Source organism: Microcystis sp. LE19-84.1B (genome assembly GCF_027531875.1).
GTDB lineage: Bacteria > Cyanobacteriota > Cyanobacteriia > Cyanobacteriales > Microcystaceae > Microcystis > Microcystis panniformis.
Genome location: NZ_JAPZSR010000141.1, coordinates 1 through 10792 on the forward strand (window position 1 = coordinate 1; position 10792 = coordinate 10792).

The 10792-nt window shown below is 44.7% G+C and carries 11 protein-coding genes; 2 read left to right on the forward strand and 9 right to left on the reverse strand.

From position 1 onward, the window contains the following. The 4 genes from O9324_RS27475 to O9324_RS08915 all read right to left on the reverse strand — a co-directional run. Positions 1 to 106 (reverse strand): transposase family protein (locus O9324_RS27475; RefSeq protein ID WP_502846571.1); only part of this gene is annotated, 106 nt, incomplete at its 3' end. 218 nt (positions 107 to 324) lie between these two features. Beyond that, complete coding sequence (locus tag O9324_RS08905; RefSeq protein ID WP_043996646.1) at positions 325 to 1245, reverse strand: hypothetical protein; 921 nt, start codon at positions 1243 to 1245, stop codon at positions 325 to 327. A gap of 76 nt (positions 1246 to 1321) precedes the next feature. Then, positions 1322 to 2125 (reverse strand): type 1 glutamine amidotransferase, encoded by an 804-nt coding sequence (locus tag O9324_RS08910; protein ID WP_002767976.1) that lies wholly within the window; start codon positions 2123 to 2125, stop codon positions 1322 to 1324. A gap of 216 nt (positions 2126 to 2341) precedes the next feature. Continuing rightward, on the reverse strand, positions 2342 to 3679 hold the full coding sequence (locus O9324_RS08915) for a Mur ligase family protein (RefSeq protein ID WP_287629388.1): 1338 nt from the start codon (positions 3677 to 3679) through the stop codon (positions 2342 to 2344). A 163-nt stretch (positions 3680 to 3842) separates the two neighbouring features. Between O9324_RS08915 and O9324_RS08920 the strand changes: the two genes are divergently transcribed. Beyond that, positions 3843 to 5033, forward strand: a complete 1191-nt coding sequence (locus O9324_RS08920) for an HhoA/HhoB/HtrA family serine endopeptidase (protein WP_288139986.1) — start codon at positions 3843 to 3845, stop codon at positions 5031 to 5033. Between the two features lie 215 nt (positions 5034 to 5248). Further along, on the forward strand, positions 5249 to 6397 hold the full coding sequence (gene lptC / locus O9324_RS08925) for an LPS export ABC transporter periplasmic protein LptC (RefSeq protein WP_288139987.1): 1149 nt from the start codon (positions 5249 to 5251) through the stop codon (positions 6395 to 6397). Between the two features lie 67 nt (positions 6398 to 6464). Here the strand turns inward: lptC and nuoK are convergent, their stop codons facing one another. The 5 genes from nuoK to pyrE form a co-directional block, all read right to left on the reverse strand. Continuing rightward, entirely contained in the window at positions 6465 to 6770 is a 306-nt protein-coding gene (nuoK, locus tag O9324_RS08930; RefSeq protein ID WP_197533180.1) for an NADH-quinone oxidoreductase subunit NuoK, read from the reverse strand. Positions 6771 to 6795: 25 nt separating this feature from the next. Continuing rightward, positions 6796 to 7392 carry an NADH-quinone oxidoreductase subunit J gene (locus O9324_RS08935; RefSeq protein WP_002734810.1) on the reverse strand — a complete coding sequence of 199 codons (597 nt, stop codon included), beginning with the start codon at positions 7390 to 7392 and terminating at the stop codon, positions 6796 to 6798. Between the two features lie 107 nt (positions 7393 to 7499). Next, the gene (gene ndhI, locus O9324_RS08940) at positions 7500 to 8072 is read right to left on the reverse strand and encodes an NAD(P)H-quinone oxidoreductase subunit I (protein WP_002741201.1); all 573 of its coding nucleotides are present in this window, start codon (positions 8070 to 8072) and stop codon (positions 7500 to 7502) included. Between the two features lie 42 nt (positions 8073 to 8114). Next, entirely contained in the window at positions 8115 to 9233 is a 1119-nt protein-coding gene (gene nuoH / locus O9324_RS08945) for an NADH-quinone oxidoreductase subunit NuoH (RefSeq protein WP_002767982.1), read from the reverse strand. Between the two features lie 666 nt (positions 9234 to 9899). Continuing rightward, positions 9900 to 10487 carry an orotate phosphoribosyltransferase gene (gene pyrE / locus O9324_RS08950; protein WP_288139988.1) on the reverse strand — a complete coding sequence of 196 codons (588 nt, stop codon included), beginning with the start codon at positions 10485 to 10487 and terminating at the stop codon, positions 9900 to 9902. Positions 10488 to 10792 lie beyond the last annotated feature (305 nt).

A 10792-nucleotide genomic window follows, 5' to 3' on the forward strand; every position in this document is an offset into this window, starting at 1 on the left:
TTGTTCCCAGTATTATTACTACTAATACTATCCATAAAGGGTGTCTTTTTCCTTTATCTTTCCGAAAGTCCTTGACTTGTTTTAGTTTTTCTATTAAGCTCAACATATATTTGAAAGGTTGGCGGTCACTCCTCATTTTACCTGATAGTGATCGCTTTTACTTTTGATATTCTGATGGGAGAATGAAACAGCCCTACCCTTGATAAGGGGGGTGCCGATCCCCCCTTAATCCCCCCTTGATAAGGGGGGTGCAGATCCCCCTTTAATTCTAGAGCCAAAAAAGACAGGCATTGAGCCTGTCTAGAAAACCAAACAAATTACCTATCAGTTGGCCACAAATAGGGAGTTTTTGGCGTCAAATTTCCAAGCAATACCATCGGGATCTCTGATGCGACTCCAATCGGCAAATTCTGTTTCGGATTTATTTTTCTTGTTTCTACCCAAAACGGCTGGGGTAACTCCTAAACGTTTAGCCAAATCCGCCAAACTCATTGATGAGATGGTTTCAGAATCAGAGGTTAGAGATTCTTCCCTAACTTCTGATTCTGATTGGGATAAAGAACTGGCAGAACTGTTCAAACTAGGATTAATTATCTCCTCCGGTTCTTGAATTACCGTTTCTTGAACAGCGATCGCTGCGTTTTTTTCTTCCTCTTTTTCCTCAAATAATTTACCTAAATTAGTCAGAGGTTGGGAGGAGGAAATAACAGGAACCTCCGAGACAGAATTTTCGCTCTTTTCGGCGACAATCAGAGAGGATTTAGCCTCCTGGGATTGCTCTAAATTGGTCAGGGGAGATCTCGAGGCAGTAATCGCAGGAATTTGTTTTTCCCCTATTTCTTCTAAAGAGGGGTCACTCTCATCAAAAATACTACCCAAGGTACTGGCGGTGATAAAGTAATAGGCCATACCCTGATCGCCTACAGCTTTTTTTTGCGCTCCAAATTCCTCAGCTTTTTTGTCTAAAAATTGTCTGGCTAATTTGGCCGTGAGATTGGCTTTTGCCGATAGGTCAATCGGGGTGAGACAACCTTGATTGTCCTGTAAAAGTTGATTGAAATAGGGGTTAATCACCGTCGATAATTTTGACCAGCGATAGTCTTGCCACACCTTGACTGCCAGAGTTAAGAGGAAGACAAGTAGGATCAATGGCCAAGCGGTAAAAACAAGGATGATTAGCACCGCTAGGGGAATGATGAGGACGAGAAACCCCGCCGTTTGACGATCGATAATTTTTCCAGTCATAATTTCATAAGCTGCCACAATTAAAATTCTTAATGGCTAGTTTGACTATCTCCTGCCATAAGTGTATATGACCAGTTTAGGCTTTATTGGTCACGCCGGTTAGTTCTAGTCGTTCAAACATGGCAAATCGTGCCTTCAAGGCCAGAGAATCATCAAGTTTTGTTAAAAAAATGGCTTTTTGATACTTTTGTTCTAAAGCTTTTTGGATTAACCAATCGGCTAAAAAGGGATTTTTGGGTAGTAGCGGACCATGGGCATAGGTAGCGATCGCATTGTGGTAAAATGCTCCTTCATAACCGTCCTCTCCGTTATTTCCGTAGCCAGTAATCACCTTTCCTAGGGGAGAAACGGTCTGTAAATAGGTACGACCCCCGTGATTTTCAAAGCCAATTACTAGCGGTTTTTCCCCGGTCATAGCTTTTATTTCCTCCGCTAAGGGAGAGGCCGTAATTTCAAAAACCACGTTACCGATACAGCGTTTTGCATTGGGTCCAGGATGTTTACTTACTAGGTCTAATAATCCCAATCCTTCGATTCTTTGACCGAAAGCTGGTTCGTAATAATGTCCTAATAATTGTGGGGAACCACAGGTAAAAACTCCCGGTATTCCTGCTGATAATTGTTCTTTCATCGCCGCCGCTTTTCTCCCCTGTAAATCCCGCATAACGATCTCCTGTTGCCGATCCTGCGCCCCACCCCCAACAATTATATCTACTTGATAAAATGTCTCGGCTTCTGTTTGAGCATCTAGGGGAATAATTGTCACAGCAATATCACGCCATTGACATCTTCTTTGGATAGTAATAACATTACCTCGATCGCCGTATGTACTCATTAAGGTCGGATATAACCAGCCGATTTTTAGTTCTAGTTCTTGCATAATTTCTTAGGGGATTTAGGGAATTAGGGAATGGGGAATTAGGGAATAGGGGAATGGGGGAATGGGGAAATGGGGAAATGGGGAAATGGGGAAATGGGGAAATGGGGAAATGGGGAAATGGGGAAATGGGGAAATGGGGAAATGGGGGAATTCAACTAACACCCTAACACCCCAACACCCCAACCCCTAACACCAATCTTCACTCTTTTCTAATTTCTACAAAATCTTTCTACCTGTGAGAATCTCTCGTACTTCTAACATAGCAGAATAGGTGGGTAAAATATGTAAAGTTTCCTCATTTTTGGTGTTATTAAGGGCAATTTGGAGCGCTTTTTTTAGATCGGATTCAACAATTAAATTAACGGGATAAGCGAGACTATCCTGACTATATTGTAAGCGTAAAGCCATGTCATAAAGTCGATCGCCCGTTACTACTAAAGTTGTTCCCAAACGGGTTAATTTTTCCGTATCCACATCCCAAATCCAAGAAACATCCGTCCCGTCGGGGATGCGATCATTGAGAACTAAGAGAGTAGTCGAGGACTTTTCTTTCTGTAAAATATCAGCCACCGTGCGAATTGTTTCATTCATACCCACGGGATTTTTAGACAGTAAAATCCTAACTTTTTTGCCCTCAATTTCTAATTCTTCCGCTCGACCAAAAGCCGCTTTAAAACCCTGAACTGTCTCAAAAATTTCTCGATCTTTAATCCCCAATTCTTGGGCTACTAAACCCGCCGCTAAAGTATTATATTTATTATAAACACCGATTAAAATCTGCGGCCAATCCTGACTATGAAAAGCAGGATTACTCTTTTTAAAGCCGCAACTAGGACAACTAAAATCCCCTAAATGGGAGAGATAAACTCCGCGATAATCCAAAGAAGCACCACATTTAGGACAGTAAATAGAATCGACAGCGTGGGGAATTTCTTCTAGATATAATTCTGGTTCACTTAAGCCAAAATATACAACTCTTTGGGGCAGTTGTTGACCCAAATGGGAAAGGGTCGGATCATCAGCATTGAGAATCACTAAAGTATCGGTGGGTAGGGGAGATATGGCTCCTTGCCAACGGCGACTAATCGTATCCACTTCCCCATAGCGATCGAGTTGATCGCGAAACAAATTAAGAGCTAAAATAGCGCGAGGACGACAATCTTTTAAAACCAAAGGGAGAATATTTTCATCCACTTCTAAAATGGCATAATCAGCCTTTAAAGTGCCGAATAAATTGGCATCGGCTAATAAAGCAGTGATTAAACCATTAATTAAATTCGCCCCAGTGGTATTATGGGTGACTTTTGCTCCCTGACGCTCTAGAATAGTTCTTAGGAGTAGGGAAGTGGTAGTTTTTCCATTCGTGCCAACCACCAAGATTACCCCCCGTCGGACTTGCCCACAAAGTAGCGGCAACAAACGGGGATGGAGACGACGGGCAATTTCCCCCGGCAAGACGCTGGCGGCCCCTAAACGGAGTCCTTTAACCACAGCAGTAACGGTTTTAGCCACCGCTACGGCTATCCCTAAACGGATGCGATCAAACAATTGCATGAACTGAGATTCTCATAGCTGTTTCGTGATTTTACCGCTAAAAGAAGACTGGTAAACGGGGTAAGTTCCCATTGATTCTTTCCTACCGACAAAAAAGACAGCCTATAATATAGGTAAGTTTGGGGCCGATTCTACCGCACACGACATTTTAGGGCTAGAGCTTATGGGTTTATTGACAAGATTGGGGATTTCACTGGGATTACTCGTCCTAGGGGGTACTGTGGGTGTGCTAGGAAATCAGTATTTAAGCAGAAAAGCACCCCTAGAGGTAAATAAACCGCCGGCAATTCTCCCCGCTTCCCTCTCTCTCCCTGTTATTCCCCAAACCGACGGCAATGTTAATTTTATCGCCCAGGCCGTGCAGAAAGTCGGGCCGGCGGTGGTGCGGATTGACTCGGCCCGGGAAGTGGCCGACCAAATTCCCGAAGAATTTAAACAGCCCTTTTTTCGGCGCTTTTTTGGTAATGAAGTGCCGATTCCCAAGGAGCATTTGGAACGAGGAACTGGTTCTGGGTTTATCATCAGTACAGATGGACTACTTTTAACTAATGCCCATGTGGTGGAAGGGACAACCCAAGTAAAAGTGACTCTGAAAAACGGTCAAACCTATCAGGGTAAAGTCCTGGGAGTTGACAATATGACCGATGTGGCCTTGGTGAAAATCGAGGCGGAAAATTTACCGACGGTGACTTTTGGCAAGGCCGAAACTTTAATACCCGGGGAGTGGGCGATCGCTATTGGCAATCCCCTAGGCTTAGATAATACGGTGACAGTGGGCATTATTAGCGCCCTAGGACGCACTAGCAGCGAAGTGGGGGTTCCCGATAAACGGGTTCGTTTTATCCAAACCGATGCCGCTATTAACCCCGGCAATTCCGGCGGTCCGTTGCTAAACGCCAAGGGTGAAGTTATCGGTATTAATACGGCAATTCGGGCCGATGCTCAGGGTTTAGGGTTTGCTATTCCCATCGAAACCGCCCAAAAAGTGGCGGGACAGCTATCTAGTAAGGGTAAAGCGGAACATCCCTACATCGGTATCCAGATGGTAACGCTAACCCCAGAATTACGGCAGCAATTGAACGAAACTAAAGAATTAAACTTTAATATTGACCAAAATGAAGGGGTAATCGTCCTGCGAGTGGTGGAAAATTCCCCCGCTCAAAAAGCCGGAATGCAAGCGGGTGATATCATCGAAACTGTGGCAGGAAACCCCGTTAAAACCGCTTCGGATGTGCAGCAAGGTGTAGAAACCAGTGCGATCGGTGGTAATCTGGAAATCGAGATTAACCGCAGGGGTAAACAACAAACTCTCACCGTTCAACCGGGGGTTTTTCCCAGCAAAACTAGCGAGTGAACTACTTTCAACCGGTCAAGGGGCGACCCCTTACCCTACACTGGGAGGAGAGAAAATAAGTCGCTGGTTATAATTAAATTAAAAATGGATTTTAGGTTCGATCCCCCCTGCCCCCCTTGATAAGGGGGGTGCCGATCCCCCCTTAGTCCCCCCTTGATAAGGGGGGCATCTGATAATTTTTAACGCCTACCTACTTAGCAGCGGAGCGATCAAAATTGAGGCAGCGGTTACAATTAAAACTATCAATTGGGCGCGGGGCTGCCCTTCTAATCGGTTTGCTGGGATTAACGGCCTGTCAACCTCCCGATCCGCCGAAAATTTCACCGACAGAATCGCCTAAAATTGAGGAAAATGGCCGGTTAATTCTCAATAATGCCACCTTAGAACAGGCCAACCCTTCGGGACAACCCCTCTGGAAAATTCAGGTCAAAAAAGCTACCTACACCCAAGACCAAAAAATCGCCCGTCTGGAAAATATCAAGGGTAATATCTATCAAGATGGGAAAGTAGTTTTACAGGTTAGTGCTGACCGCGGTGAAGTCTATAAGGAAGGCCAGGAAATTCTCCTCAAAGATAATATTGTGGCTGTGGACCCCCGCAATAAGGCCATTATTAACGCGCCGGAATTGCGTTGGCTGCCCAAGGAAGGTATTTTAATCTCCCCCAAAGGGATCAAAGGTAGTCATCTACAACTAGAAGCCAAGGCGCGCCAAGGACGCTACGACACGCGCCAAGAAAAACTAGAATTACAAGGTCAAGTGGTGGCTACCGCTAAGGAATCTCGTGTTGTCCTGCAAACCGAGCGCCTGTACTGGGAAATTCCGCAACAGGTCATTAGTACCGATCAAAAAGTCGCTTTTGATCGCTATATTAGTAAAACTATTATCGATCGCCTGACTGCTATCGGCGGTCGTTGGGAAAGAAAAAATAATCAGGTTATCCTGCAAGAAAACCTCGAATATCGCTCTTTAGAACCACCTTTACAGATTTCTGGTTCTCAGGCAATTTGGAACTATCAAAATCGTACCCTAACTTCCGATCGCCCCACGGAAATTTTTCAATATCAAGATCAAATCGCTATTACTGGTAATCGTGTGGTGGTGGAATTAGGCAATCGCATCGCTTATCTCAAGGATGGGGTTAAGGGGATTAATCAGAAAACTGGGGCGCAATTGTATAGTCAGATCTTAACTTGGAAAATGTCGGAAAAAATTGTCGAGGCCGAGGGGAATATTATCTATGAACAACAGGAACCAAAATTTAATCTCACCGGCGATAAAGCGATCGGCACGTTAGAAGATAATAACATTGTTGTTACCAGTAGCTCCCCCGATCGAGTTGTCACCGAGATTTATCCCCGTTAACAGGGAAAATTAGCCAAAAAAAACTCCCCCCAAACAAGGGAGAGAGGGGGGGTAAATATTTAAAAGCTTACCATTTGAGCAGATTAAACTGTTCCATATCGATCGTGTCGCGGTTACGATAGATAGTCAGGATAATCGCTAAACCCACGGCTGCCTCGGCTGCCGCTACGGTAATCACGAAAATAGTAAAAATTTGGCCTCGGATATTAGCGGGGTCAAGATAGTTGGAAAAACCCATTAAGTTAATGTTAACAGAATTGAGCATCAATTCGATCGACATTAAAACCCGGACGGCATTGCGACTGGTGACTAAACCATAAATTCCGATACAAAATAAAGCCGCCGCTAATAACAAATAATACTCTAACTGAATCTGCATGATACCTCTTTTTTGGGTCTTATTTAGGGGCGGTTAATTCTCTAGGTCGTTCGGGTAATGTTAAAGCTGTGGCCGTAGGTTCTTCAGCTTTTAGGGTGGGGATAAGGTCACGACGAGCTAAAATAATTGCTCCGACCATGGCCATTAATAACAGCACGGAAGCTAATTCAAAGGGTAGCAGGAAATCACTAAAGAAATGCTTACCGATTTCTACTAAAGTATTAGTTACTACGGCGGGAGAAGTGCTAGAAATTGACCAAGGTGTGATTAAAACCATCGTCGATAACAGCACAAATAAACCAACACAAACTAAAGCAGTAGATGCCTGACGAATCCAACGTTTAGGAATATCAGAAAAGTCCTCTTGCTTGTTAACAAGCATAATGGCGAAGAGAATTAAAACGTTAATTGCGCCCACATAAATTAGAATTTGTGCCGCCGCTACAAAATCAGCATTTAGTAAGAGATATAAACCCGAAATGCTGATAAAAACACCACCCAATAAAAAGGCGGAATAAACGATATTAGATAATAGTACCACGCCTAAAGCTGTCCCGATTACTAGGGCTGCTAAAATGCCAAAAGATACTATTTGAACGCCCTCGGCTAAATTCACAGTAGTTTCATCTCCTTTTATGTTTGAGAGTTATTAATTATTAGTTATCAGTTATCAGTTATTACTGTTAAATTTCCAACTCCTGACGGCTGATAGCTAACTGCTAATTAATCGGTAATTTCTTCTGGACGTTTACCGGCGCGTTGACTACCGACGGGTAAATCGTGGGGTTCGATGACACCTTTAGGCAGATAACCTAATTCCCTCAGAGGTGTTACCATCGGGTCTTGGGTGACTTTGTAGGGTAAACGGCCTAGGGCGACGTTATCATAGTTTAATTCATGACGATCATAGGTCGCTAGTTCGTATTCTTCGGTCATCGATAGGCAATTAGTCGGACAGTATTCCACACAATTACCGCAGAAAATACAGACCCCAAAATCGATACTGTAGTGTTTGAGTTCTTTCTTTTTAATTTCCTTGTTAAAAGTCCAATCCACTACGGGTAAATTAATCGGACAAACTCGCACACAAACTTCACAAGCGATACATTTATCGAACTCAAAGTGAATTCTACCCCGATAACGTTCCGAGGGAATTAACTTTTCGTAGGGATACTGGACGGTAATCGGACGACGACGCATATGATCGAAGGTAACGGATAAACCTTCGCCGATGTATTTCGCCGCTTGAATGCTACCTTTGGCGTAATCGCTGACTTGTTTGAGGATGTTAAACATGATGGTCAGAGGGATATTAAGTTAACAGGGCAAAAACGGGAATTAACCGCCAAAAGCAAAGGGAAAAGCTAGTTTTAGGGCGGCCGTAAGTAGTAGGTTAACTAAAGATACCGGTAGGAGGAATTTCCAGCCTAAATCGAGTAATTGGTCAATGCGAACCCGGGGTACAGTCCAACGCAAGAGAATAGCGATGAAGATGAGGAAATAGGCCTTTAATACTGTCATCGTAATCCCTAGGGAAGCGGTGATAATTTGTAGCCAGGGATTGGTTTCACTCACTCCCAACCAGCCGGCCACAGCATTGACGGGGATAGGAAATTCCCAACCACCGAGATAGAGGACGGCGAAAACTAGGGCCGACAGCACGAGGTTAACGTAGGAACCCACATAAAAAAGAGCGAATTTCATCCCTGCGTATTCGGTTTGATAACCGGCGACTAATTCCTCCTCCGCTTCTGGTAAATCGAAAGGCAGACGTTCACACTCAGCTAAAGCGGCAATCCAGAAAATCAGAAAACCCACCGGTTGGCGCCAGATATTCCAGCCTAAAATGCCATAACCGGATTGTTGTTCGACAATATCAATGGTACTGAGACTATTAGACATCATCGCGATCGCTAATACCGATAAAGCCAAGGGAATTTCATAACTAATCGATTGCGCCGCCGCCCGCAGGCCTCCCAGTAAGGAATACTTATTATTTGAGGCATAACCCGCCATTAATAAGCCAATGGGGGCAATACTGGACAAGGAAATCCATAAAAAGATCCCCACGTTTAGGTCAGTAATCAGCAGATTTTGGCCGAAGGGGACGATGAGATAGGAGACAAACACCGGCATCACCACCAAAATTGGCCCGAAGAGGAATAACCAAGGGTCGGCCTTAGCGGGGACGACATCTTCTTTAAAGACTAATTTCAGACCGTCGGCGACTGGTTGTAAAACGCCCAAGGGTCCTGCGTATTCCGGCCCGATACGCTGCTGGACGGCGGCGGAAATTTTCCTTTCTAACCAGACGCAGACTAAAACCCCCACCGTGGCGGCTATAATCATCAGGAACATGGGTAAAGGCATCCAAATCGCTTTAGCCACTCCTCCACTTAATCCCAAGTCTGTTAGGGATTTAATGAAACTTTCTTGTAAATCTATGCCTTGATTCATATTTGGCGATCGCTGTACTGTCAATAGTTCGGCATGGTCTGAAGATTTTTAAGCAAATCTTATAGCCTAGTATACAGTTAGTCGGTCTGAGGGTTATCAGTAAAGTGACAAAGGCTTCAACTCATTAGCAGCCAAGAGAGTCAAGCAATCTTGATTCCCCGTCCGAGAATAGCTATTAGTCAATAGTTAGACTCTGAATCTATCAATGTTCTCATCTGTTTCTTAGCGCCGACAACCTCAGCTAGTTATCAATTATTCACAGGAAAAAAATCTAGTTAAGTAGCTGGTTATAATTAAATTAAAAATGGATTTTAGGTTCGATCCCCCCTGCCCCCCTTGATAAGGGGGGTGCCGATAGGCGGGGGGATCTACCCTTGATAAGGGGGGTGCCGATAGGCGGGGGGATCTACCCTTGATAAGGGGGGTGCCGATAGGCGGGGGGATCTACCCTTGATAAGGGGGGTGCCGATCCCCCCTTAATCCCCCCTTGATAAGGGGGGTTTCTGATAATTTTTAACGCCTACCTACTTAACTTATCGTTTAGGCAATGAAAGCAGCCCGCTTGAATCTGTCTTCCTCTTTGTGTTCTTTGTGCCTTTGTGGTTTATCCCCAGAGCCAATCCGACTTTTAAAACCCAGTTATCGAGCGTTTCTCGCCAATCGCCGCTATTTATTGTGATAAGCCGCCTGTAGGTCCCGAATCGAAAACAAAGCTTGAAACTGTATTCCCTGAGATTGGTAAAATTCCGCCCCTCCTTGTTCTCTATCCACCAAAGCAATGATTAAATCTACTTGATAACCCGCATTGCGTAATCTTTCTACCGCTACCATAGCACTTTTCCCCGTTGTCACCACATCTTCGAGGACAACCACCGCAGCCCCGGGGTTTAAAGTCGGACCCTCGATATAAGCCATGGTTCCGTGACCTTTTGCCTCTTTACGGACGATTAAAGCTGGAATCGGGCGATTTTCGTAGGCAGATACCACACTAACGGCGCTGACAATCGGATCTGCTCCTAGGGTTAATCCTGCCACCGCTTGGGTATCTGAAGGCAGTAGAGACAGCAATAAACGCCCCACGGCTAAAGCTCCCTCCCCAGTGAGAGTAACTTGTTTGCCGTTGATATAGTAGCTGCTTTTTTGTCCTGAGGACAGGGTGAAATCTCCCTCTCGATAGGCAAGACGGACAAGAGCATCGAGGAGAAATTGATGCAGGGAAGCAGTATCGAGATTCGCTACCGAGGAATTAGCCATATTTTCAGAATTAGGAGCCTGATTGACTCCAAAATTTCGGTTACAATTAAGCCAAAAGTCATTATATATTGACTCGATCGCTAAGTAGTTGGTTATAATTAAATTAAAAATGGATTTTAGGTTCGATCCCCCCTTAATCCCCCCTTGATAAGGGGGGTGCCGATAGGCGGGGGGATCTACCCTTGATAAGGGGGGTGCCGATCCCCCCTTAATCCCCCCTTGATAAGGGGGGTGCCGATCCCCCCTTAATCCCCCCTTGATAAGGGGGGTGTCTAAAGGTTTTTAATATCCACCCACTTAGTATT

Excerpts from the sequence above, each read along its gene's own strand:
- O9324_RS08910 (WP_002767976.1), bottom strand. The coding sequence starts at position 2,125 with ATGCAAGAACTAGAACTAAAAATCGGCTGGTTATATCCGACCTTAATG.
- nuoH (WP_002767982.1), bottom strand. The coding sequence starts at position 9,233 with ATGAATCAAGGCATAGATTTACAAGAAAGTTTCATTAAATCCCTAACA.
- O9324_RS08920 (WP_288139986.1), top strand. The coding sequence starts at position 3,843 with ATGGGTTTATTGACAAGATTGGGGATTTCACTGGGATTACTCGTCCTA.
- O9324_RS08905 (WP_043996646.1), bottom strand. The coding sequence starts at position 1,245 with ATGACTGGAAAAATTATCGATCGTCAAACGGCGGGGTTTCTCGTCCTC.
- ndhI (WP_002741201.1), bottom strand. The coding sequence starts at position 8,072 with ATGTTTAACATCCTCAAACAAGTCAGCGATTACGCCAAAGGTAGCATT.
- pyrE (WP_288139988.1), bottom strand. The coding sequence starts at position 10,487 with ATGGCTAATTCCTCGGTAGCGAATCTCGATACTGCTTCCCTGCATCAA.
- O9324_RS08915 (WP_287629388.1), bottom strand. The coding sequence starts at position 3,679 with ATGCAATTGTTTGATCGCATCCGTTTAGGGATAGCCGTAGCGGTGGCT.